The sequence below is a fragment of the Agathobaculum sp. LCP25S3_E8 genome (assembly GCF_052117165.1).
GTDB lineage: Bacteria > Bacillota > Clostridia > Oscillospirales > Butyricicoccaceae > Agathobaculum.
The window spans coordinates 21079-46323 of sequence record NZ_JBQKJR010000022.1 but is presented as its reverse complement, the minus strand read 5'-3'; the positions used below and the strand labels follow the sequence as shown (position 1 = coordinate 46323).

The following is a 25245-nucleotide window of genomic DNA, read 5'->3' as shown; positions in this document are numbered from 1 at the left end:
TACATGAACATGAAGCATCTGGAGGCGACCGTTGAGGATGCCTCCATTGCTGGCTGACTTCATTCATAACAGAGTCTGCGAACTAAAGTGCGAAAAATTCTTGACACGACCCACACTTTCTGTAACTGTATTATACCTATGATACGGTTTTACGTCAATATGGCGGTATAGCTGATGGCATAGAAAAACGCCTGACAGAATTGTTTATTCTGTCAGGCGTTATGGTGTTTCTCTAAATATTCAATTACATGCGCTACGGCATCGTGATCATTATCACGGACCCGAACTGCTGCATGCTGAAACATATCCGGTACAGCATTTGCCGGTACAAAGGAAATAGCCGCATTTTTCAGCATGGATAAGTCGTTATCGCTGTCTCCTACGGCATATATTTTGTTGCACGGCACGTTGCAATCCGCTGCGATTTGCATCATTGCTGCGCCTTTACTGACACCACGCTGCGTCACTTCGCAGAAAGTCGGCATCGTGCAAACAGCATGAAACGAATCCTCAAACTGCTTCAAAAACGTTCGAACAGGTTCCACTTGTGATGCCTGACCGGTAAAATTGATTTGGCACCAGCCAGCCGGATTCGGAAGCTCTGCAACACTTGCACAGTCATATGACAAATGCAGTACACGCATGTGATGCGCTGTTTCTGCACTCATGCGGCAAACCAAAATCCGATCCGGCAAAAACACCTCGCACCCAACCTGAGGAAAAGAGGTGAGCACTTGGTCAATCAATGTCGATGTTTGTTCTGGCATGCCGGCGCAATGCAAAACCCGATTCTGTGCATCCAAAATAAGCGATCCATTCAGTAAACTATACGGAGCATTCATTGGCAGTAAATCGATATAATCGGTTACAGCTGCATATGCGCGTCCGGTTGCAAGGGAAAACAAACCGCCTTCTGCGGTAAAATAGCGCAGTGCTTGCAGATTAGCGTCGGAAATCTGACGGTCGCTGTCCAGCAATGTGCCATCCATATCGCATGCAAGCATCGTGCCATCAAACTTATTCATGCCATTTTCTCCAGTTTTGCTAGGATTTCCGTAAAATAGGTTGGCAGTGGTGCGGAAAAGTGCATTGTTTGCTGCGTGGTGGGATGGCAAAGCGTCAACCGTGCAGCATGAAGGCATTGTCCGCCAATATCAGAAAAACGGTCTTTTTTTAAGCCGTAGATAGGATCGCCGATGATAGGATGCCCGATTGACGCCATATGCACACGAATTTGATGTGTACGCCCGGTTTCTAGTTGAAATGCCATATGGGTATAGCCGTGAAATCGTTTGAGTACAGTATAATGTGTAATAGCTTCTCGCCCGCCCTCTACGATGGCCATTTTCTTGCGGTCTGTCTTGTGGCGTGCAATCGGTTTGTCAATCGTGCCAGAATCCTCACGCGGGCTTCCTACTACAATAGCTTCATAACCACGAAAAGCAGTGTGTGCTGCAATCTGTGCTGCGAGACTCTGGTGGGCAGTATCATTTTTTGCAACCACCAAAAGACCGCTTGTATCCTTGTCAATGCGGTGCACAATACCGGGACGGTGCTCTCCATTGATGCCAGATAAACTGTCTCCACAGTGATGCATCAGTGCATTGACCAGCGTGCCCGACCAATTACCCGGAGCGGGATGGACGACCATACCGCGCGGTTTGTTGATGACAATGATATCCGTGTCTTCATAGATAACATCCAGTGGGATATTCTCCGGAACAATATCTGCTTCTCGTAATTCGGGTAAATGAACGGTAATGTTTTCTCCGCCGACCAGCTTGTAGTTCTTTTTCAGCGGCTGTTCATTGCAGAAAACTGCCTTTTCGAGAAGTAAATTCTGCGCGGCAGAACGGGTCAATCCTTCTATCTGGGTGGAGAGCCAAATGTCAATACGTGCACCTGCCTGTGTGTCAGGTACGCGCAGAACAATCTTATTCATGGTTGTCACGCTCCAGGGATTTGCTCTGAGAAGCATCTGCCTGTCCCTCATCCTTGTGCTGAAATAAGAAATAAATAATAAAAAGCACGGCGCCTACGCAGATAAAAATGTCAGCAACATTAAATACCGGAAAATGGATCAGTCGAAAATCAAACAGGTCAACCACAAACCCACGGATAACTCGGTCGATTGCGTTACCAATCGCACCAGCAGCAACCATTACCAGCGACCAACGTCCCAATGCATTCTGCATCCAGCCCTTATATAATGCCACACCAATGACAACTGAGATGACAACTGCCAGTGTTACAAAGATCCAACGGGAATCAAATTGCGCAAACATGCTGAACGCCGCACCACGATTTTCAATATAGGTTAGATGAAACACATTTTCAACTAAGGGGATGGTTCGTTGTGCCTTTAAACTGGTAAATGCCCAGTATTTCACTGCTTGATCGAGTGCGATCATCAGCACCGTCAAAACAATATACAGCATTTTACATACTCCTCATCGCTTAAAAAGGGGGAACAGAAACCATTCTGTTCCCCTTTCTTGTTGATCTGTTAACCTACAACCTTGGCACAACGTGCACACAAAGCAGGATGCTTTGCATCAGTGCCAACCGATTTAGATTGTTTCCAGCAGCGCAGGCACTTCTCTCCTGCCGCACGAGCAACCGCAATCGTCAAGCCAGGCAGATTCTCACTTGCCATGCCTTCTCCTGTACCTTCGCTCACCGAAAGTTCGGAGACAATGCAGAGATCTGCCAAATCTTGACCGCAGTTGTTCAAGAAAGCAGTCAGTTCTGCATTCGCATAAACGGTTACGCAGGCCTCCAGCGGTTTGCCGATCGTCTTTGCATTACGTGCGCCTTCCAGTGCCTTATTGACGTCATCACGGAAAGCGGTCAGTTTTGCCCACTTGTCGACATCCGCATCTGTAAACGACAAAGTGTTGTCCGCTGCAGGCATTTCGTTGTATGCTACGTTGCGCACATCATCCTCTGCAGTATGCGGCATAGATTGCCAAATTTCATCTGCTGTAAAGCAAAGAATCGGAGACAGCATACGCACCAGTGCACTGAGAATACGATACATCGCAGTCTGCGCAGAACGACGGCTCAGACCCTTGGTTTCATCGCAGTACAGACGGTCCTTGATAACATCCAGATAGAAATTGGACATATCAACAACACAGAAGTTATGAATCGCATGGAATACTGTATGGAACTCGTAAGAATCATAACCTTCGCGAACTTTTGCTACCAACTCATTGAGGCGCATCAAAGCCCACTTATCCAGCTCCGGTAGCTCAGTATAGGCAACCATATCCGTTTTGGGATCGAAATCAAACAGGTTGCCCAGAATATAACGTGCGGTGTTGCGGATCTTCAGATAATTCTGCGACAGATGCTTGAGCATGTCCTTGGAAATACGCATATCCTGACGGTAATCGGAAGACGCTACCCAGAGGCGCATGACATCCGCGCCATACTGGTTCAAAATATCATCCGGCGCAATACCATTGCCAAGCGACTTGGACATCTTCTGGCGCTCTTCATCCACAATCATACCATGCGTAATAACCGTTTTATACGGCGCCTTGCCCTGCGTGGCAATGGATGTCAGCATAGAGGACTGGAACCAGCCGCGATATTGATCGTTGCCCTCCAGATAGACGTCAACTGGCGTGGACTGATGTTCACGATTTTCAATGACTGCACGCCAAGAAGAACCGGAGTCGAACCAAACGTCCATAGTATCGGTTTCTTTATCAAAATCACCACAGCCGCACTCACATTTGATATCAGCTGGCAAAATCTCAGACGGCTCCAGATCAAACCAAGCGTTTGAACCCTTCTCGCGGAACAAATCGGCTACAATCTTAATGGTTTGCTCATTAACCAGCGGCTTGCCGCACTTCTTGCAAGTGAAAATCGGAATCGGAACGCCCCAGACACGCTGGCGGGAAATGCACCAGTCGGAACGCTCACGGATCATGGAGGTCATGCGCTCTTCGCCCCAGCCGGGGATCCACTGGATGCTTTCGCAAGCCCTGACAGCGTCATCCTTCAGTGCATCCACTGAGCAGAACCACTGCTCGGTGGTGCGGAAGATAATCGGATTTTTGCAACGCCAGCAGTGCGGATAGCTGTGCACGATCTCTTCGATCGCTAACAGTGCGCCCTCTGCTTTCAAATCCTCCAGAATGATCGGCGTGGTCTTTTCATAGTACATGTTCGCGTACTTGCCGGCTTCTGCCGTGGTCATGCCCTTACCGTCAACCGGAACAATAATCGGAATATCATATTTTTGGCAAACAATAAAGTCGTCTGCACCAAAGCCCGGCGCAGTATGGACACAGCCAGTACCAGCATCCAGCGTAACATGATCACCGCAGATGACAACACTCTCACGATCCATGATCGGATGTTTGGTGCGCATGAGTTCCAAATCCGAACCCTGCAGCGTGCCAAGGACTTCCCAAGAATCAATCTGAGCGGCCTGCATCACGGACTCTACCAATTCCTTAGCAAGCACATAAATATCGCCCGAAGGAACCTTGACCAGATCGTACTCATAAACCGGATTAACAGAAATGGCGAGGTTGCCCGGCAGCGTCCAGGTCGTCGTGGTCCAGATTACGAAGTAGACATTGTCTAAGCTGCCGGTAATCGAAGAAATTTTGCCGCCCTTATCATCGGTCACATGGAACTTGACATAAATCGAGGAGCACGGCTCGTCCTGATACTCAATTTCAGCTTCTGCAAGCGCAGTTTCATCATGCGGGCACCAGTAAACAGGCTTCATACCTTTGTAGATATAGCCCTTTTTCGCCATTTCGCCGAAGATCTCAATCTGAGTTGCTTCATAGTCATGTGTCAAAGTCAAATACGGGCGATCCCAGTCACCAATGACACCAAGGCGCTTAAACTGCGTCCGCTGTGTATTGACGTGGTCGTGCGCAAACTCTTCGCATTTGGAGCGAAACTCCGCAGTAGAAACCTTATCACGGTCCATTCCATAGGCTTTGATTGCCTGTCGCTCAATCGGCAGACCATGCGTATCCCATCCGGGAATATACGGCGCTTGATAGCCCATCATATTGCGGGAACGTACAATAAAATCTTTCAGAATTTTATTGAGTGCGTGCCCCATATGCAAATTACCATTTGCATACGGAGGACCATCGTGTAAAACGAAGAGTGGCTTGCCTTCGTTCTTTTTCATCAATTCGTGATACAGGTCATCTTTTTCCCAGTTTTCCAGAAAACCCGGTTCGCGCTTGGGCAGTCCCGCACGCATCGGAAAGTCGGTTTTTGGCAGATTGATCGTGTTATTGTAATCCTGCTGCATGGTGCAGTGTTCAGTCCTTTCGATTGTTACTTTACTTCCTTGGGGTCATAATCAGCGCCAAATTTTAATTCACCAAAGTCAAATTTGCGCGTAGCATCCTCTATGGGAGCATCTGCTTGCTCATTCTGCGGCGCCGGTTGAGCAGGTGCTTGTTGTTCTGCCGGCTGAGGTGCAGGTTGTACAGGTTCCTGCTGCTGACCAACTAGTTTTTCTGCCTTGGCAAGTTCTACCAGAGCCTTAGCCTGTGCCTGATAAGCAGCAGAAATGCGCGCGACAAATTCCAGTGTACTCTTTTTTGCGGTTTCAAGTTTTTGCTCTTCCAGTGTAATTTCATCGCGCGTGTTTTTGACTTTGCTTTCAGTCTCATCTTTTGCGGCAGTAACAATATCCTGTGCCTCTTGCTTGGCCTTATCGATAGTGTCCTGTGCAATCGTCTGTGCACTCATGAGTGCACGCCGCATGCCATCTTCTACACCGCGGTATTCCTCAATTTTATCGACTAGCACTTTCATTTTTGCTTTCAGCGCAGCGTTTTCCTTCTGCATCGCAGCGAATTCTTCCGCCACACGCTCCAGAAAGGTATCCACTGATTTCATATCATATCCGCCGAAAACCGCTTTCTCAAAGCCGATTTCCTGAATTTCCTGCACCGTCATATGTTATTCCTCCGTTTTTTTCTCCTGTTGTCTACGGGAAAATGGTCGGGCATCGCCCGACCACTGATTTCGCCGTATATTTCGACAGGCTTAGAGCATGTATAAAACTTGTTCCAATGCAATCAGAACAAGGAATGCCAGCAAAAACGCCATGTCAAATGGAATGCTTCGCAACGCATTGATACGGCTGAGCAAACTGCGGAACGGTTGAATGATCGGTTCTGTTACGAGACATAGCAATTCATATATCTGTGAACTGCTACCTTGTACAAACCAGCTCATGATAGCTCGTGCAAAAAACAGAAATTGCAAAATCCGCAGCAGACTGGCTACTATATATATTACAATTGTGTTCACGGCACCATAACCTTAAAAATACATACCACTGCTTTCTAGTTCATCAATCAAATCTCCCATAATATCTACATTATAGGGTGTGATAATGTATGTGCTGTTTGCAACCTTTTTGATTTTTCCTTCGTTAGCATACGCTACGCCGCTGAGAAAATCCACCAAGCGACGCGCAATATCTTTATTGGTTTGTTCCAGATTCAGTACGACTGTGCGCTTATCTTTTAAATGATCGGCAATTTCAGCTGCATTCTCGAAGCGATCCGGCTTGACCAACACCACAGCGAGCTGAGTTGTTGTGTTGATGTTTACCACTTTATTTCCACGGCGGGACGAAGATGCTTCCGTTGATGCACTATCATAAGACCGGTCATAGGATCTTTCATACGACCGCTCATATGACGGCGCACTACTTTTCACTGGCTCTTCATTGCGCTGGCGGGGCAGTTCCTCTTCGTATTCGTCCTCGACATCCTCGCCCTTAACCCAATCGATAAAGCCTTTGATCGAACCCATGCAAAGTTCCTCCTTATGTTTTATGGCGAAACGATCTGATACGGGCGCGCACCAAAAATCGCTGTGCCGATGCGAACCATGTTTGCACCGCACTCAATCGCCATTTCGAAATCATTCGTCATTCCCATAGACAAATAATCCATATTTACATTATCGTATTTTTTCGTCAAAATGTCAACAAATACTTGTTGCATTTCGTGAAAGTAGCTTGAATTTTTCGATATTTCATCCGCAATTGGAGGAATTGCCATTAAACCGCGGATATGCAGCGATTTTTTTTCACTTAATCTGGAAATTGCTTCATCCAGTTCTTCAATCAGCAAGCCGCTTTTTGCCGCTTCCCTTCCGATATTTACCTCCAAAAGGATATCTTGGCATATGCCATGCTTGGCCGCTTCCTTGGCAATGGCTTCTCCCAGATGGACAGAGCCAACCGATTGTATCAGTGAAACCTTGCCAATCAGATATTTCACCTTGTTGGTTTGGAGCGTACCAATAAACTGCAGATCCGCTCCATCATAGGCGTGCTGTTCGTATTTTTCCAGTAGTTCCTGTACACGGTTTTCGCCGCATACTTTGATACCGGCACCGATTGCCGCACGCACCCGCTCTGCGTCATTCATTTTAGATGCTGCAACCAGAATAATGTCCTCCGGTTTTTTCCCTGCACGTTGTGCTGCCTGTGCAATACGCTCCTGAACCGCTGCAATGCGGTCTTTCAGTTCTCTGCTTTCCTGAACCGTCATGTCTTCACCACCATATTGTTTTGCAAATTCTTTCCACTTATAATGATTTGATCCTGTGCCACCAGCATGTCGGAATTCGTTGCGCTTTGCTCAACGACATAGTAATCATCGGTTTCATAGAGCTTATTAATGATTTTGAACTTCTGGAAACTGCCGCTGAGAATAAATACGCCGTCTTCCTTCTGCGTCTTGCCATCGCTGGTAGTCGTTTCCTGCACATAAACAGCTTCCTTCGGTACCTTCAGGCCAGTATATGTAGCAATGATAATTTCTATCGGCTGCTGCCGCATGGAAACCATTTCGCTGTTGAATTCTGTACCTGCTAAAACGAGCAATGCAGTTTCGCTGGTGCGGTCTTTAATAACGGAATAAACGGAAACGGGTGTTTCCAGAGACGCTTGCGTGAAATTGACATGAAGACTTTGGCCAACTGAAAACCGGTCTGCATCTTCCTGAGAGATTTCTGCAACCAGATACCAAGTGAACCCTTGGATCATCTTTCCCCATGTCTGATCGCTGACGATGGGCTTTGTCTCAGTAAGCTCATGAAAACGATCTACCGTAATGTTTTCCAACTCATCCAAAGTAAGAATGCCTTCATAGCCATCTACGACTTCGGAAAAATAGCCGGTCGCAGGGGCTGTCAGCTGCGTCGTGTGCCCAGCTAACTGCGCATTTAAGCTATCCCGCTCCATAACCAGAGTATCTCGCTCTGCTGTAATGGCGGCCGTGTCTACGCTGTCCGCTTCACGGCGCAGTGCCAGTGTTCGCAGAGACTCGGCGGAGGAATGCAAGGCGGTGCCGGAACCGTTTTTTGTTTGTGATGCCATCTGTTGCAAGGATAAAATGATCATTTGATCCAGTTTTGAGGCATCTGCGCCGTCTGTTGCAGATTGCAATGCTGTATTCAGCAAATCAATTCTGTTTTCTAATGGATCGAGCTGCTGGCTCAACGCAAGAGCATCGTCATCGGAATAAACAATGGCAAGCGGCGCACTTTGTTGTACACGCTCACCGCTGTACACTATATGTTTGACTGATTTTCCTGTGCTGCCACTGACAGGGATTTCGTCACGGAAAAACCAGCCCTGTGCGGTGATGCTGTCATTCACGGTTACCTGGATGGCAGGTGTGGTTTCGATACCAATGGAAAAAGCACTAATTATCTTCTGCCCCAGATATATCAATATTACAGCTGCGACCAATAGAAAAATGATTCTACTATTAATGCCGTTTCGTGTGTGTATTTGTTTTTTTCCTGTTTGTTGCTGCATAAGGAACCTCGTATAGTATCATTCCGTCGCACGCTCCTCTCTTGGTGCATGCAGATCAACACGATTCTGCGGGATCAGCGTAGAAATGGCATGTTTATAGATCATCTGCTGTTTTCCATCGCTGTCCAATATCACAACAAAGTTATCAAATCCACGGACTGTTCCGCGCATCTGAAATCCATTTGTCAAAAAAACAGTGGTATTGATTCCTTGCTGGCGCAGTGCGCACAGCATCCGATCCTGCAGATTAATTTCGTTTCGCACAATGACTCCTCCAATATTTTACAATTTATGGTATCATTGTACACTTTGATTTTGCAGATATTCTGTCGCTTCCTGTAAGATGTCTGAGAAGTCCTCATCTCTATTATAATAAATCCAATGGATACTGTCATCCCTTTTTAGCCATGTTAACTGTCTTTTTGCATAATTTCGACTGTGCTGTTTGAGTAATTGCACACAAGAATCCAGAGTATCCCTGCCTTCCAGAAAGGTCAGCAGTTCTTTGTAGCCGATAGCCTGGGCAGCGGTCCCGGTGAGGGCACCTTTTGCAAGCAGATCTTGCGTTTCTTGTAACAATCCGTCGGAAAGCATTTGATCGACACGCTTATCAATTCTGTCGTATAAAGTTTGGCGGTCTGTCGGGCATACACCGATTTTTACAGCGCTGTATTTGGGGGCTGGTCGTTTATGCCGGCGATTGAACTCGCCTATCGTTAAACCGGTTTGCTCATATACTTCCAGTGCGCGAATCACTCTTTTGAGGTTATTAGGATGTAATCGTTGTGCGCTTTCCGGATCAACCGCTGCCAGAAGCGCATGTACGGCCAAATTGCCCTGTGCATCCGCCATATCCTGATATTTTTGCCGCACGGTTAAATCTGTTTCATCACCGGAAAAAATACTGCATTCAATCAGTGCATCCATATACAGACCGGTTCCGCCAACTACAATTGGTGTCATACCGCGTGACAAAACATCCTGCGCGGCCGCATCAGCCAATTCAACATATCGTGCAACAGAAAACGGTTCATCAGGTTCACAGATATCCAGAAGATGATGAGGAATTCCCTGTCGCTCGTTTGTAGTCGGTTTCGCAGTACCAATATTCATACCGCGATAGATCTGCATGGAATCTGCCGAGATAATTTCCGTATGCAGTTGTTTTGCCAATGCAACCGATAGGGCGGTTTTTCCGCTGGCTGTTGGTCCGCAAATACAGATCAAACGATTTTGCATTCTGTACTCCTCATTATTGATTTACTCGCTTGAACATTTTATCCAATTCGTATTTTGTCAACCGAACGGTTGTCGGCCTACCATGCGGGCAGGACTGTACATCCCCATCTGCCAGCACACGATCACACAAATCCTGTAATTCTGTCAACGTGGAGGCCTTCCCTGCTTTGATGGCGGCTTTGCATGCAACCGTATGAATGAGGTCATCCAATCGGTCAGGAATCGCTGTGCGGCTGTTCATCAGCTTTTCTGCTAACTCACCGATTGCGTCAGATATATCCGCGTTGTCCAGATATGCCGGCACGCTGCGCACTGCAAAGCTGTTTTCGCCAAAGCCGTCGATCGAAAATCCGGCCTGATGGATTTCCTCTATTCCGGCTTGGACAGCGGCTGCTTCCTCGGCGGTCAGCTCTACAATAACCGGTGTCAGCAGTTCCTGCTGCGGGATTTCGGTTTCCTGACGCAGTTTATTAAATAACAGGCGTTCATGTGCTGCGTGCTTATCAATTATAATTAGGCCATCCTGATCTTCCGCGATAAGGTATGTCTGAAAACATTCTCCAATTACACGCGCACCGCTGTCAAGCGGTTCCAATGTTGGCGCGGGATGAGATTCTGTGACGGCTTCCCGCTTTACACCGATATTGGGTGTCGATTGCGCGACATCGACTTTCTTTGGTTCGGATGGTGGTGCATCAAAAGAATGGTAGGATATTGTTTCGCTACGGTCTTCTTGTATAATTCGTGGCGCCGAAAGATAGGTGCCGGACAAAGACGGTTTTTTCGCTCGCGGTGGAACGGCGACAAAGAAATCCTCCAATTCAGGTGTATCGAGTTTTTTCCCGGTTGCAGAAATCGATGTCTCTGGTTTGGAGACCGCAAAACGCTGCTGCTGGTAAACCGGAATTGCCTCTTTGGGCTTTTCTATAACCGTTTGCTTTTCCTGATGTGTAAAATTTGGTATATTGTCATTTGCTGCAATGGCGTTTTTGCAGGCGGCATAAACTGCCTCAAACACCGGTTTCTCCTGAGAAAATTTAACCTCGGTTTTTGCAGGATGCACATTGACATCTACCGCAGCAAGAGGCAACTCTAAAAATACTGCGCCGGAAGGATACTTGCCGGTGATCATTGCATTTCGGTATGCTTCCTCGAGCGCCGCTTGCATCAACCTGCTTTTGACATACCGACCATTGACAAAAAAATGCTGCATGGAGCGATTGGGTCTGCCGACATGTGGTTTAACAATATATCCGTAAACTGTCATTCCATTCCGTTCGGATTGAGGCACTTCGATCATATTAGCTGTCATCTCTTTGCCGAATACCGCAAATACCGGCGCCATTAGTTTACCCTTTCCGTCAGTAGAAAACACCTGTTTTCCGTCACGAATCAGACAAAAAGCAATCTCAGGGTGAGAAAGTGCGGCATGCTGCACAACCCCGAGGATATATCCCGCTTCGGTAAAATCTTTTTTTAAGAATTTCATACGAGCCGGGGTATTGTAAAATAAGTCTCGCACAACGATGGTTGTACCCTCCGGACAACCGGCTTCTTCCTGTGTTTGTATTTCACCAGCTTCCAGATGTAAATGTATCCCTGCAATCGCGCCTTTCTGCCGAGTGAACAAATCAATGCGCGTTACCGAGGAAATGGCAGCCAGTGCCTCGCCGCGAAAGCCCAGCGTACCGATGGCCATCAAATCTTCCTCTGTGCGGAGTTTACTGGTCGCATGACGGCGAAATGCGATGGGTGCGTCTTCTTCTGACATGCCGCATCCATTATCTGCGATGCGAAGATAGCTGATGCCGCCGTTTTCAATTTCTACGGTGATTCGCGTGGAACCGGCGTCAATCGCATTTTCGATCAATTCTTTTGCAACCGAAGCCGGTCGTTCAACGACCTCGCCAGCCGCAATTAAATCTGCAAGATGGGAAGAAAGTTCGTGGATAATTGCCATTAAGATTTCCTTTCCGGGTGAAATCACGTATAATACGCATAACCGTAATGGGGACATTTGGGACAATCAAAATCGTGTTGATGGCCGCAGCGCGGACAAGTTATTTGCAGCAGATTATTTTCTTTTTCCACCGCGCCGAAAAGTTCAATTTTGCCGCAGGTCGGGCAGATCCAGATGTGCACATCCAGACTGCCAGCCAAAAGATTTGGTAAATCTCCGAGCAGCCAACTGGTCTATCCCAATTGGATTGTCTCTTTCCCTGCGTCTTTCATTTCCGCTCCACAACGAAGATATTTGAAGGTCTCCGTGTCATTTGTCGCTCCTATTACAGCAGTTTTTTCAGTTCATACAAGGCATTCAGTGCTTCGATTGGTGTCATGGTATCCACCTGCAGTGCGCGCAGTCGTTGTGCTACTGCATTATCTGCCAATGTCTCCATGGTAACCTGCGGTCCGTCATCCTCCGCTACTTCGTGCAGTTCTGGCTTAGGCAAGGTTGATTCCAAATCGGCCAGTACTGCCTTTGCTCGTTTAATTACCGCATTGGGAATACCAGCCAGTTTAGCAACCTCGATACCATAACTATCATCTGCGCCGCCACGCACGATCTTACGTAGGAATGTGATGTCGTCACCGCGCTTTTTTACCGCGATATTGTAGTTTTTCACACCCCTGATCATGTCTTCTAATACGGTAAGCTCATGATAGTGGGTCGCAAATAATGCCCGAGCGCCCACTTTGCGTTTGTCGGCCACGTACTCAATCACTGCACGGGCAATTGACATGCCATCATAGGTGGAAGTGCCACGTCCAATCTCGTCTAAAATGAGCAGGCTGGACTTTGTCGCATGCTTTAAAATATCTGCAACCTCACTCATTTCAACCATAAAAGTGGATTGTCCGCTCGCCAGATCATCGGAAGCGCCTACACGGGTAAATACTCGGTCAGCCACGCCGATATGCGCAGAAGACGCCGGAACAAACGAACCAATCTGCGCCATGATGGTGATGAGTGCTACCTGCCGCATGTAAGTCGATTTACCTGCCATATTCGGGCCGGTGATAATTGCTACGCGGTTTTCACCGCCATCTAATATCGTGTCGTTGGGAATAAACAGACTGTCCGCCAGCATCTTTTCGACGACCGGATGGCGGCCGTCGTGAATTTCAATGCGGTCGGAAAAATCGACAACCGGGCAAGTATAGTTATTATCACAGGCGACCTCGGCCAGCGCGCACAGTACGTCGAGCGCAGCGACGGCCTGTGCGGTTTTCTGTACGCGATGTACCTGCTCTGCAATCTGGTCACGCACAGATACAAATACGTCATATTCCAGAGAGGTTAAGCGTTCCTGTGCCCCCAATACCGTGCTTTCCAGCTGTTTGAGTTCTTCCGTGATGTATCGCTCACCATTGGCGAGCGTCTGTTTTCGGATATAATAATCCGGAACTGCATCAATATTGGATTTGCTAACCTCGATATAATATCCAAATACGCGATTATAACCGATTTTCAGCTTGCTGATGCCGGTTTTTTCGCGTTCAGTTTGTTCAATGGCAGCGATTTTTCCTTTTCCGCCGGATGCCAAATCGCGCAGATAGTCAATTTCCTCATTGTAACCGGACCGAATCAGCCCGCCTTCACGCAGCAAGATGGGTGGTTCATCCACAATCGCCAGCTCTACCAGCGCATGAATATCCTCCAGCAAGTCCATATTGTTGGTAATCTCACGCAGCATCGGCTGAGAAAATTGTGCCGCCTGCGTCCGGATTTCCGGCAGACAAGCAATTGCAGAAGAAAGCGCACGTAAGTCACGGCAGTTGGCTGTGCCATAGGTGATGCGTCCAATCAGACGTTCAATATCAAACACTTTTTTGAGGGCATCAGACAGTGCAGAGCGAGTAATCACATCATCGCATAACGCACTGATCGCCTGCTGGCGTCGCACAATATGTAATGGATTATACAGAGGCTTTTCCAGCCATTGACGAATCAGACGGGAACCCATGGCGGTTTTTGTCCGGTCAAGTACCCAAAGGAGCGTTCCTCTTTTCTCCTTGGTTCGCATGGTTTCACACAATTCCAAGTTACGGCGTGCGATCAGATCCAACTCCATGTACTGGCCCTGATGATACACCTGTAAATGGTTGAGCGCGGCAAGGCTGGCCTGCTGCGTCTGTTCCAGATAGGAAAGCAGTCCGCCCAGACACTGAATGGTTTGCGGCAAATCTGTAAGACCGGCGGCGTCAAAATCTTCTATATGAAAATGAGAACGAATGTGTTCCGCCGCCCGCTGAGTATCAAAACTCTCCTCCGGCATCGGTTCAACCAATGCTTCCAATCGCTCTTTTAAAAAAGTCAGAAATGCGTCTGCGGATGATGCAGCGCCGCCAACCAGAACCTCTCTAGGGCCAAATCTGCCAAGCTCACTGGCAATATCCTGCCAGTTATCCGACCCGGTGGCCCAGACCTCGCCAGTGGTGATATCGGCAAAACATGCGCCGATGCCGCCTTGTTCCGCATAAACGCAGCCGAGAAAGTTATTGCGCTCCTCTTCCAGCATCGAAGCCTCTACTACTGTGCCGGGTGTGACGCGGCGAACGATTTCTCGCTTGACCAGCCCTTTGGCAAGTTTGGGGTCCTCTACCTGCTCACAGATAGCAATTTTATATCCTTTTCGTACCAGTTTTGCGATGTAGCCTTCCGCGCTATGATATGGTACGCCACACATGGGCGCGCGTTCTTCCTGACCGCAATCACGGCCGGTTAGCGTGAGTTCCAGTTCGCGGGAAACAAGTTTGGCGTCATCAAAAAACATCTCGTAGAAATCGCCCAAACGATAAAACAGAATGTAATCCTTGTTTTTGTTTTTAATTTCAAAATACTGTTTCATCATGGGCGTGAGTTCTGCCATTTTTTCGACCTCTTTCTATATTTTTCGTGCAAACAGGCAGCGCAGACTGGTCTTGTCAATTTCAGCCTCAATAAACGATCCGATTTCAATATCTGCACCTCGTACGCATACCAACAGATTTCCCTCGGTACGTGCTGTAAAAGGATAATCCGGTCCTTTGGCTGTGCCGTCTACCAACAGACGCACTGTTTTGCCCTGATAAGCTGCTTGACGCTCAGCCACAATGGCGTCCTGTGCTTTAAGCAAGCGTTCAAAACGTTGCTGCTTTTCCTGTGGTGTAGCATTGTCTTCGTAAGATGCCGCGGGTGTCCCGCTGCGTGGAGAATACAGGAAAGTAAACAGTAGGTCAAAGCGCACATCTTCGACCAGCTGGAGCGTCTGTTCGAAATCCTCCTCTGTTTCGCCTGGAAAGCCAACAATAATATCGCTCGATAACGTGATATCCGGCATTTTTGCCCGCGCATCAGCGATCAAAGCACGGTACTCATCCGCTGTATATCGACGATTCATGCGGCGCAGAATTTCATCACTGCCGGACTGAAATGGCAAATGCAGCTGTTTAGCCACTTTCTCGCACTGCGCCATTGCGTCAAACAGACGGGGCGACGCGTCCTTCGGATGGCTGGTCATGAACCGCAGCCAGAAATCACCCGGTACAGCGTTCAGACGCCGCAAAAGGTCGGCGAAGTCGATATCCAGCCCGAGATCTTTGCCGTAAGAGTTAACATTTTGACCGAGCAGAGTAATTTCCTTATACCCTGCCGCCACAAGATCTCGGAGCTCCTTTTCGATTTCCTCCGGACGGCGGGAGCGCTCACGTCCACGCACATAGGGCACAATGCAATAGGTGCAGAAGTTGTTGCAGCCATACATGATGGACAGCCAAGCCTTCGGCCCCTGTGCGCGCAGTACCGGCAGTCCTTCCGCAATATCATCCTCACCACCAATATCAAAGACACGCTTTTTCTCGGTGAGGACACGATATAATAGCGACGGGAAGCGCCAAAGCGCATGCGTGCCGAACAGCAAGCTGACTTGAGGATAGCTTTTCTTGATTTTTTCGACATTTTTCTCTTGCTGTGCCATGCAGCCGCACAGCGCAATTACTACATCGGGGCGCTGTTTTTTGAGGTGGCTGAGCGCACCGATATTGCCAAATGCACGGTCCTCTGCATGCTCACGCACAGCACAAGTATTATACAGGATAAAATCGGCATCCTCGGGCCGGTCGGTCATACAATATCCCATTTCGTGCAGCATGCCGCGGATGCGTTCGGTATCCGCTTCATTCTGCTGACAGCCGAACGTATGCGTATAGGCGCGCAGCTGCTTGCCGCGGGTCAGCGCAGAAACCGCGTCGATATAGGTGAACTGATTTTTGAGTTGTTCTTCAGAAACAGTAACGGGTGATGGCATTGTTTGCCTCCTCTTATCGGAATGGGATACCGTCCGCTGTAAATACATTCAGACGGTGATACGCGCAGAACGGAATTTCAAACTGCGGCAGATATTGACGGATAGCACGGGTCAGATATTCTGGACTCATGTTGTTGTTACCGGCAGCAGTGGTCACAACAGCAACGACTTCTCCATCTGCTTCGGATAGTGTCAAATCACGCATCAGTTCCTTCATGTTGACGGTCTTTTCTCCGCGTTTGCTGCGCTTGACAATCTCGACCTTTTGCCGACCGAAAAGCTCGCGCACTGCGGGCAGAAACCCGGAAGGAATGCCGTCTTCGAAGGCCCAGGTGATACGATATTGCGACCATGCAATCGCACCAACTTTCATGCCACCATCCTCAAGCGGATAAATTTCAATCGCACGCAAGCCCTCTGGAAATACGTCATTGAGCGCTTCCACAGCATTTTCCGGTACAGCATCTGCGATGATATTAAAATCGAGAAATTCACATTCGCCTGAGTACCCAGTTGAAAGCGGCAATGCCACCGACACATAGGCATGCTGATTAAACCCTTCTGTAAACCAGAGAGGCATCTGGCAGCGGGCCATCGCACGCTGCATCGTGTGCATCAGGTCAAGGTGGGAGATATACTTGGCTCTCCCCTCCTTGGCAAATTTCATCCGTGCTTTAAACATGGCATTTACCTCCTTCCAGCAGCGCGTTTGCGCCGCAGCCTGCACACTGTTGCATGCAGTCGGGTGTAATAGCCGCTTCACGCGAACGCTCCCATTCGCGTTTCAAGTGCTCTTTGCGCGTACCACAGCCGATATGGTCCCATGGGAATACCTCATCCATTGGGCGCTGCCGCGATGCATAGAACGCGGGGTCAAGGCCACAGTCAGCAAAGGCTTGCATCCACTTGTCATAGTCAAAACACTGATCCCAGCCATCCATCTTGCAGCCGCGCTGCCATGCCAGATAAATGGCTGCACCCTGCCGACGATCGCCGCGGGCGATCACGCCTTCCAGCACCGAGGTCTTGGCATCATGCCAGTTATACGTTACATTGCGCGTACGCATGATCTCCTTCATGTGTGCCTGCTTTTCGACAAACTGTTCGAGCGTATCCTGTGCGTCCCACTGGAATGGGGTCTGGGGTTTAGGCACAAAGCACGATGCAGATGCCGTAATACGAACGCCGCGTACCCGGTTGTTTGTATTCATGCGCCAGCAATACGCAACCTTTTTGCAGATTTCTGAAATGCCGTCCAAGTCTTCGGTTGTTTCGGTCGGCAAACCGATCATGAAATACAGTTTTACATTATTCCAGCCGCCTTGAAACGCGATTTCGCATGCGTGTAAAACATCCTCCTCGCGGATGTTTTTGTTGATGACATCGCGCAGGCGCTGTGTACCTGCTTCACATGCGAAAGTCAGACCGCTTTTGCGTGTTTTCTGCACGCGCTGCATCAGTTCGGCGCTGAAGCTGTCTGCGCGCAAGCTGGGCAGGGATAGACTGATATGCCGCGGCTCACAGTAGTCCAGCATGCACTCGGTTAAACCGGACAGGTCGCCATAATCGCTGGTAGACAGCGAAGAAAGTGAGATTTCTTCATAACCAGAGTTCTTGAGAACCGCCTCTGCCTGCCGCAGCAGCGTTTCCTTGGACTTGGTACGGAGCGGACGGTAAGTGTGTCCCGCCTGACAGAAGCGGCAGCCGCGTGGACAGCCGCGAAACAGTTCGATCATTGCACGGTCGAATACAATATCGGTGGACGGGACAACAAAGGATTCTGGATAATACATGGTATCCAAATCCTGGACGATACGCTTTTGAACCATGGCAGGCGCGCCGTTGGTAGGCGTGATGCAGTCAATTGTGCCATCCTCGTGATAGCTAACTTCATACAGCGACGGCACATACATACCGTCAATCTGCGCAGCAGCAATCAGAAATTGCTGCTTGCTCCAGTTCTCACGCTTGGCCTTGCGATACAAATCGGTAAACTCAAGCATGATCTCCTCGCCGTCACCGATCATGAACAGATCGACAAAGTCAACCAGCGGCTCCGGATTATACGCGCAAGGACCGCCGCAGGCCACGATATGCTTAAGGTCTGTACGATCTTTCGCCAGCACCGGTACGCCGCCAAGATCAAGCATGTTGAGAATATTGGTAAACGATAGTTCATATTGCAAAGTAAATGCAATAATATCAAATTCATAAAGCGGATCGCCGCTCTCTAAACCATACAATGGAATACCCGCGGCACGCATTTCAGCCTCCATATCGATCCATGGTGCGCATACGCGCTCACACCAAATCCCTTTTTGGTCGTTTAGCAAACCATACAGAATGCGGGAACCAAGATGTGACATAGCAACCTCATAGGTATCCGGGAAACAGAAGGCGAAGCGCAAATCAATCTCTGCTTTATCTTTTGTCACTGATCCCCATTCGCCGCCCACATAGCGTGCGGGCTTTTGCACGCGGGACAGGATAGCTTCCATTTTCTTATGCAAGTCGTTTTCCTCCAAAACAATATACAAATTAATTATAGCATAAAACAGGTAAAAAGGCCATACCGACTTGCGTCGGCATGGCCCCTTTTTCACTTTACTTAATGCCTAATATACGGGCAGCATTTAAAACGGTTAGTACTGCGAGCAACACATCCGCCGCTACAGCCTGCCACATATACGCTACGCCCACCAATGTCAACAATGCCAACAAAATTTTCACTAGAATTACAATTACCATGTTTTGTAGCGCAATGTTGTGCGTTCTCCGGCAAATACGAAGCGTGTCACTAAGTCTTGTCAAATCATTGCTCATTACCAGAACATTGGTTGCCGAAGCTGATTGCTGGGAACCGGCAACACCCATCGCAATACCGACATCAGCCATTTTGAGTTCCTCAATATCGTTAACCCCATCACCGACATAGGCCGCTGTACCGTCCGTTGGGATGGTTCGCATAAGAAATTCCATTTTGGAGGCTTTTTCTTCCGGCTGCAATCCGAAGTGTGTGGTATCAATTCCGATGGCCTCGGCAGCCTGATGAGTGGGCAGTTCTGTATCACCCGTCAAGATGACCGTGCGAAGTACACCTTGATTTTTGAGTTCTTTAATCGCATCGGCCGCTTCTGGGCGAACAGTGTCCTCCAGTACGATTGCACCGGCATATTCCCCTTCGTATGCAATATAGACCACTGTGCCCGGAATATCCGGCACACCCTTTACGCCGCGGGAAACCATCAGTCTGCGATTGCCGGCCAGAAGATTGCGGTTGCCAATTCGTGCCCGCACACCACGACCCGGGAATTCCTCAAATTCGCTGATTTTCTGCGGAACGCTGGGATAAGCAGCTACAACAGCACGCGCAACCGGATGCTGCGAAAACTGTTCCGCAGCCGCCGCCAATGCCAAACAGCTTTCCTGATTAAAGTCTTGTGTGCTATGGATTTCCTTTACTCGCAGATTTCCTTCCGTCAAGGTGCCGGTTTTATCAAACACAACCATGCGCAGCTCAGCCATCTTTTCAATCGCTTCACTGCCTTTTACATGAACCCCCTTTTGCATCAATCTGCCGCTGCCGCACAAGAAACAAAGCGGAACCGAAATAGACAGCGCGGTAGGACAACAGACTACCAAAATGGTCAACGCACGGTAAATCCAATTTGCCATGGACGTACCGGAATTAAAGAGTGGCGGAATGATAGACAACAGTACCGCCAAGACAATGATGATCGGAATGATTCGTGCAGCGCCATGCGCTACACTGTCTTCGAGCGCTGCCTTTCGCTCCTTCCCCTCTTCCTGTACGCGCATGATTTGATTGAAGGCGCAATCATCAAAACGGGCCACGGCCCGCAGGAGCAAAAGAGAACCGGTATATAAACTGCCAGCCAATACCTTCGTGTTTTTAGAAATCTGCACCGGTTCGTTGTCACCAGTCAGCACGGTATCGTCTACGGTGCCTTCTCCGCGCAATACAATGCCGTCAATCGGTATACGTTCGCCCGAACGAACTAGTACAAAGTCGCCGATTTTTATTTCATTGGGAGAGACCTGTCGTTCTTCCCCCTGCATATTCACTACCGACGCATGATCCGGAATAAAACCTGTTTGTTTTGTAAGGGATTTGTGCGTTGAGGCCAAAACCAAGTCACTTGCAATTTTGCCTACGCCATGCAGAATCAATACTATGCTTGCTTCAGGCCGATTACCCAGAAGAAATGCACCCAGCGATGCAATAAAAATCAGTAGATATTCATCAAAATACTTGCCATGGGTAAAGTTATGCGCTACTTTTACAACAATCGGCAGTACCGTAATGAGATATGCAATAAGATAGAAGATGAATCCGACACCTGTCTGCCGGAGAAATACGCCAAAGATCAAAAAGATAGCAGCAATTGCCAAGCGTATCAGGGTGAACCGCATATCCATCGGCGTCATCGCCTGATATGGAATTTCCGCTCCGGATGCACCGCGCTTGGCGCTTTCGCGACGAAGGCGCGTCTGTTCTCGGCGCCGCATTCGTGCATGATATTGCGCGCGCTCCATAAGCGTCATTCCTTCTGTATCGCTGGCACCATTCGGGGAAACCGTCAATGCAGTTTCTGTAACGGGCTTAATTGTAGTATTTTCTTCTGCGTCGCCCTCTTCGTACTCACTTGCTTCAAATTCAGTTTCTTGCTCCGTACTGATAGGCTCATCGGCGGGCTCGGGTGCAGCTGCCTCCTCGATTATCTCAGTCTGACTGGGTGTCTGTTCTTCTGCATGATTATCCGAATTCATTTCCGCATCCAATACCGGCTGCTCCACTAACTGGTCGGTACTAGCAGAACCAGGCTGTTGTACCACCTGTTCAGAGCTTTGCAATCCTCCTTCCAGCCCGGCCAAAAGGTCGTTTAATAGTTCAGTAGGAGAAAGTGGCTCCTGCTCTTTACTATGGGACGAAGTATTTTCAATGTCCGACTCCGGCAAGGCATCATTTTGATCGAGACGCTCTTCTGATTGACCTGCAAGACGGTTTTTCTTGTCACTCATTCATCTATCCCTCCTGCACATGTGCGATACCTTGAGCCAAAATCACTTGGATATGGTCATCACAAAGCGCATAATACACGGTTTTTCCGTTTTTCCTGCTTTTCACAAGACGTGCTTGTTTTAAAAAACGAAGTTGATGGGAGATTGCAGATTGGCTCATTCCTAATAGAGAAGCAATGTCGCAGACACACAGTTCTTCTGTCACCAGCGCAGTCAAAATGCGCAGACGAGTTTTGTCAGAAAAAGCCTTAAAAAAATCCGAAGCAGCGGAAGTAATTTCCTCGCTGGGCATGGCAATGCGTGCATGTGTAACAGCATCCGTATGAATGACATGTTCTTCGCAGCATTCGGCCTCTTCATTCAGACGCATGACAGCCAACCAGCTCCCTCCCGCAAAACGCAATTTTCTATTAAATAATAGTATCATCGAAATCCTTTCCTGTCAAGAATTCCTCAAAACGCATCGTCATAAGAGAGAAATGAATGCTAAGGCCAGTGGAGGAAGTTGCTAAAAACGAACTTTAGCGACGCAAGGGTAAATCCAATTGACAGCTTTATACCATTTCCTGTATGATGAATAGACAGGGGAAAATATGGCGATTTTGACGTATCTGCCAAAAGAAAGGTGAAAAGGTGAACGCGATGAAAAGTAGGCTTTGTGCGGCTGCTTTGATGTTTGCGCTTTTGACAGGCACCTGTGCTGGTGCGTGGAATGAAGGTCAGAACATTTACATGAGCGATTGGGCGACGAGCGAAGTACAGGCAGCTTATGATAACGGTGCCATATCTGCAGCGTTCGATCTGGGTACAGACTATACCCGCCCTATCACTCGCGGAGAGCTTGCACGGCTAACGGTCGATCTTGTTGCGTATGAGCAGCAGCTTTCCATTACCGATTTGACTGCAAAGCTTGGCATCGCCTTGCAGTCAGTACCGCTCACGCCAGCGCAATCCGAAGGCGAATCAGCTGAGTTGAATTCCTCATCCGACACATCTAATGACTACACGTCGAACGATCCAACAAATGAAGTTACAGATTCAACCAATCAGTCTACGGATGATACGCAGTTCCCAGCTACAGGACTGACAGAATCAAAATTGGATTCCTTAGATGAATCGGTAAATACTGGCACGGATAGTGGCCTTGAAAGCGTCTTAGATGATGCCGCGGATTCGGAGCCATTGAATGATGATTCCTCGAACAAAGCGGAGCATGCCGGTGATGTGAGTGAAGAATCAGATATTCCGACAGACAATACAGATGCATCTGTAGAAGGTGTTGATGAAGCAACAGGAACCGAAACCACTCCGATTGAACCAACCTTAGAAGAGGCCGAGGATGAGATAACTCCATGGGGCGACCCTCTTGACGGTGGGTTACCTTATGTTGTCTCCGGAAGTTTTAGCGATACACAGAGCGTATATGTTGAGATTGCTGCACGTCTTGGCATTGTCAACGGTTCAAACGGCGTATTCCGGCCAAACGAGCCTGTGTCGCGCGCAGAGGCGGCTGCAATGATGCAGCGGTGTATGAACACGCTTGGTTTTTCCGAAGCCAACCGTCAACCTCAGCAGTTCTCCGATAATTATCTAATTCCCCGCTGGGCCGTTCAGGCGGTCAAATATATTTCCGGTCGTACGGATGAAACTGGACAGCCTATCATGGGTGGCTCTAGCGGAAAGTTTTCTCCGCTCGATACCTATACAGTTGAACAGGCAATTCTGTCACTGCGGCGTATGCAGTCTTCGTTGGCTGTCGCTGAAGTGGCGGATGGCTGGCGTGAGGCGCCCGGCTATGATAACGTACAGTTAGCGCTTACCTTTGGCGGGGATTGTACGCTTGGTCGTGGTCACAATTTCTCGTACAATGGTTCATTCGATGAGATGTATGACCGAAAAGGAGCATCGTACTTTTTCTCTGGTATTTCGGAGTTTTTTAATGATGATTTGACTATGGTCAACTTTGAGGGCACGTTAACAACTTCTACCTCCTATGCTAACAAAACTTTTGTGTTCAAGGGTCGTCCGGAATATGCAAAGGTGCTTGACGAAGGAAGTATCGATGTAGTTTCAGTGGCAAACAATCATGCAATGGATTACCTGCAGCGCGGCTTCGACGACACCGTTCGATATCTTTCTCCCTATGTAGCAGTATCCGGATATGCACGTATGCCAATTGTGACAGTAAAAGGCGTACGTATCGGTTTTGCGTCCAACGTTGGTTGGTCGTTTGACAATGCGCAGAAAAACTTTATTGACAATGCAATCCGTGATTTGCGGCAGCGAGGCGCAGAACTGATTGTGTTTAACTATCACTGGGGGATTGAAAAGTCGTATCACAGTGATGCGACACAACGGGCTATTCGGCACTACTGTATTGATCGGGGTGCCGATCTGGTGATCGGGCACCATCCACACGTTGTACAGGAGGTAGAGGTTTATAAGGGGAAACCGATTGCCTATTCTTTGGGTAATCTGGTTTTTGGCGGTAACAATAATCCTTCGGATAAAAATTGTCTGATTTTTCGCCAAAATTATACCTTTGATTTGAATACCCGCAGAGTCACCGCTTCTTCTCATCAGGCGATTCCTTATAAAATTTCCTCTGTATCGTGGAGAAATGACTATCGACCAACCAAAGCGTGATCCGCACGAAAAGGATGAATTTTATGAAACGCTTTCCCTATTTACCGCAAAGACTGTTTGTACTACTCATCGGTGTGGCGGTAACTGAATTTGGCAGCCAGCTTTTTGTCGCTCTCAATGTGGGGGCAGACCCATTTATGATTCTGGTTCAGGGAATCTCCCGACAAATAGGTCTGAGTTATGGGCAAGCCAGCACCGTACTTATGCTAATTTGCCTAATCGGTATCTTCTTGTTTGACAGACGATATATATATCCAGGCACTCTGTTTTGCATTTTCTGCCTTGGACCACTGGTGGATTTTTATGCCTTTCTGTTTGGACGTGTACTGCCGCAGAACCGCCCCCTTCCCCTTACCATTCTGCTGATTGCAGTTGGCTGCATCATTGTTTCTATTGGAATCGGTATTTCTGTTCGTTCGGAGGCTGGAGCCTGTGCCAATGATTTAGTGCCGGTGATTGTCCATGATCATTTACCTTTTCTTCAGCTTCGCTGGACACGCATGATATGGGATTTTGGCTGCATTCTGGTTGGCTTTGTACTAGGTGGCAAGTTGGGGATTGGCACTATTATTGCGCTGACATTATATGGACCGGGATTGCAGTTTTTTCTGCCGGTTGCCAATCGATTGGCCCGTATTGTTGGTCTGTCGCAAAGCAATATGGAATGACAAAAGGCACGTCGGTTTTCCGGCGTGCCTTTCTCTCTTGTATAATTTATTTCATGCTGCCCTTGGTACCCCAGTTGGCAAATTCACTGTATGTCAAATAAATACTATCTTCCGACAGTCCAGTCGTTTGCTGCACTGCTGCAAAAGCTGCCACGGTAAATGCCTTTTGATTTGCAAACTCAGTTGAACCGTAGCAGCGGACATCTAAAAAAGCAAGCTCACGTTTTTCGCCCGCGAAATACATTGCATGTCCGTCTGCAATATCCACCATCAGAGCTTTTTCCGTTTTTCCCGGAATCACACTGATTTTTTCTCCCAAAGCAGACTTAAGTGCATCTTTTTGCGTATCTGATAATTTTTTAGATGTGGAAATTCCGATATATGGCATGCTTTACACCTCATTTTCTAACATTTTCTTTATTATAGCATGACGATTACCACTGCACAAGATGGACAATTTATAAACGCTTTGTTAATTTTGCTCAAAAACGGTGCACAATTGTCTGCTTGTGTGGTA

General features: G+C 48.2%; 21 protein-coding genes. 2 read left to right on the top strand and 19 right to left on the bottom strand.

Annotation, left to right across the window (positions count from 1 at the left end; genetic code table 11):
- Positions 1-212: 212 nt before the first annotated feature.
- The 18 genes from ACTQ34_RS09255 to ACTQ34_RS09170 all read right to left on the bottom strand — a co-directional run bounded on the left by ACTQ34_RS09255 (position 213) and on the right by ACTQ34_RS09170 (position 21784).
- Positions 213-1004 carry a Cof-type HAD-IIB family hydrolase gene (locus tag ACTQ34_RS09255; protein WP_441363554.1) on the bottom strand — a complete coding sequence of 264 codons (792 nt, stop codon included), beginning with the start codon at positions 1002-1004 and terminating at the stop codon, positions 213-215.
- 17 nt (positions 1005-1021) lie between these two features.
- Positions 1022-1942, bottom strand: coding sequence for an RluA family pseudouridine synthase (locus ACTQ34_RS09250; RefSeq protein ID WP_441363549.1), 921 nt, complete (start codon positions 1940-1942; stop codon positions 1022-1024).
- Positions 1935-2438: a signal peptidase II gene (gene lspA / locus ACTQ34_RS09245; protein WP_441363548.1), complete on the bottom strand. Its 504-nt coding sequence runs from the start codon at positions 2436-2438 to the stop codon at positions 1935-1937. Before lspA ends, ACTQ34_RS09250 begins: the two co-directional genes overlap by 8 nt.
- A gap of 68 nt (positions 2439-2506) precedes the next feature.
- Positions 2507-5299, bottom strand: a complete 2793-nt coding sequence (gene ileS, locus ACTQ34_RS09240; RefSeq protein WP_441363547.1) for an isoleucine--tRNA ligase — start codon at positions 5297-5299, stop codon at positions 2507-2509.
- Positions 5300-5325: 26 nt separating this feature from the next.
- Entirely contained in the window at positions 5326-5955 is a 630-nt protein-coding gene (locus ACTQ34_RS09235; RefSeq protein WP_441363546.1) for a DivIVA domain-containing protein, read from the bottom strand.
- Between the two features lie 90 nt (positions 5956-6045).
- Entirely contained in the window at positions 6046-6312 is a 267-nt protein-coding gene (locus tag ACTQ34_RS09230; RefSeq protein ID WP_441363545.1) for a YggT family protein, read from the bottom strand.
- Positions 6313-6324: 12 nt separating this feature from the next.
- Entirely contained in the window at positions 6325-6822 is a 498-nt protein-coding gene (locus tag ACTQ34_RS09225; RefSeq protein WP_441363544.1) for a cell division protein SepF, read from the bottom strand.
- A gap of 20 nt (positions 6823-6842) precedes the next feature.
- Positions 6843-7568, bottom strand: coding sequence for a YggS family pyridoxal phosphate-dependent enzyme (locus tag ACTQ34_RS09220; protein WP_441363543.1), 726 nt, complete (start codon positions 7566-7568; stop codon positions 6843-6845).
- Positions 7565-8842, bottom strand: coding sequence for an HlyD family efflux transporter periplasmic adaptor subunit (locus ACTQ34_RS09215; protein WP_441363542.1), 1278 nt, complete (start codon positions 8840-8842; stop codon positions 7565-7567). Before ACTQ34_RS09215 ends, ACTQ34_RS09220 begins: the two co-directional genes overlap by 4 nt.
- A gap of 18 nt (positions 8843-8860) precedes the next feature.
- Positions 8861-9109 (bottom strand): RNA chaperone Hfq, encoded by a 249-nt coding sequence (gene hfq, locus ACTQ34_RS09210; protein WP_441363553.1) that lies wholly within the window; start codon positions 9107-9109, stop codon positions 8861-8863.
- A 30-nt stretch (positions 9110-9139) separates the two neighbouring features.
- Complete coding sequence (gene miaA, locus ACTQ34_RS09205; protein ID WP_441363541.1) at positions 9140-10081, bottom strand: tRNA (adenosine(37)-N6)-dimethylallyltransferase MiaA; 942 nt, start codon at positions 10079-10081, stop codon at positions 9140-9142.
- Positions 10082-10094: 13 nt separating this feature from the next.
- Positions 10095-12041 carry a DNA mismatch repair endonuclease MutL gene (gene mutL, locus ACTQ34_RS09200; protein ID WP_441363540.1) on the bottom strand — a complete coding sequence of 649 codons (1947 nt, stop codon included), beginning with the start codon at positions 12039-12041 and terminating at the stop codon, positions 10095-10097.
- Between the two features lie 325 nt (positions 12042-12366).
- Complete coding sequence (gene mutS, locus ACTQ34_RS09195) at positions 12367-14955, bottom strand: DNA mismatch repair protein MutS (protein ID WP_441363539.1); 2589 nt, start codon at positions 14953-14955, stop codon at positions 12367-12369.
- A gap of 15 nt (positions 14956-14970) precedes the next feature.
- Positions 14971-16371, bottom strand: a complete 1401-nt coding sequence (gene miaB / locus ACTQ34_RS09190; RefSeq protein WP_441363538.1) for a tRNA (N6-isopentenyl adenosine(37)-C2)-methylthiotransferase MiaB — start codon at positions 16369-16371, stop codon at positions 14971-14973.
- Positions 16372-16384: 13 nt separating this feature from the next.
- The gene (locus tag ACTQ34_RS09185) at positions 16385-17053 is read right to left on the bottom strand and encodes a TIGR03936 family radical SAM-associated protein (RefSeq protein WP_441363537.1); all 669 of its coding nucleotides are present in this window, start codon (positions 17051-17053) and stop codon (positions 16385-16387) included.
- Positions 17046-18869 (bottom strand): TIGR03960 family B12-binding radical SAM protein, encoded by a 1824-nt coding sequence (locus tag ACTQ34_RS09180; protein ID WP_441363552.1) that lies wholly within the window; start codon positions 18867-18869, stop codon positions 17046-17048. Before ACTQ34_RS09180 ends, ACTQ34_RS09185 begins: the two co-directional genes overlap by 8 nt.
- 106 nt (positions 18870-18975) lie before the next feature.
- Positions 18976-21414, bottom strand: a complete 2439-nt coding sequence (locus ACTQ34_RS09175; protein WP_441363536.1) for a heavy metal translocating P-type ATPase — start codon at positions 21412-21414, stop codon at positions 18976-18978.
- 4 nt (positions 21415-21418) lie between these two features.
- Positions 21419-21784 carry an ArsR/SmtB family transcription factor gene (locus ACTQ34_RS09170; protein WP_373166631.1) on the bottom strand — a complete coding sequence of 122 codons (366 nt, stop codon included), beginning with the start codon at positions 21782-21784 and terminating at the stop codon, positions 21419-21421.
- 272 nt (positions 21785-22056) lie between these two features.
- Here ACTQ34_RS09170 and ACTQ34_RS09165 point away from each other — a divergent pair, with 272 nt between their 5' ends.
- Together ACTQ34_RS09165 and ACTQ34_RS09160 are read left to right on the top strand one after the other, a co-directional pair.
- Positions 22057-24060 (top strand): CapA family protein, encoded by a 2004-nt coding sequence (locus ACTQ34_RS09165; RefSeq protein WP_441363551.1) that lies wholly within the window; start codon positions 22057-22059, stop codon positions 24058-24060.
- A gap of 23 nt (positions 24061-24083) precedes the next feature.
- Positions 24084-24728 carry a YczE/YyaS/YitT family protein gene (locus ACTQ34_RS09160; RefSeq protein ID WP_441363535.1) on the top strand — a complete coding sequence of 215 codons (645 nt, stop codon included), beginning with the start codon at positions 24084-24086 and terminating at the stop codon, positions 24726-24728.
- Between the two features lie 46 nt (positions 24729-24774).
- Here the strand turns inward: ACTQ34_RS09160 and ACTQ34_RS09155 are convergent, their stop codons facing one another.
- Positions 24775-25116, bottom strand: a complete 342-nt coding sequence (locus ACTQ34_RS09155; RefSeq protein WP_441363534.1) for a phenylpyruvate tautomerase MIF-related protein — start codon at positions 25114-25116, stop codon at positions 24775-24777.
- Positions 25117-25245 lie beyond the last annotated feature (129 nt).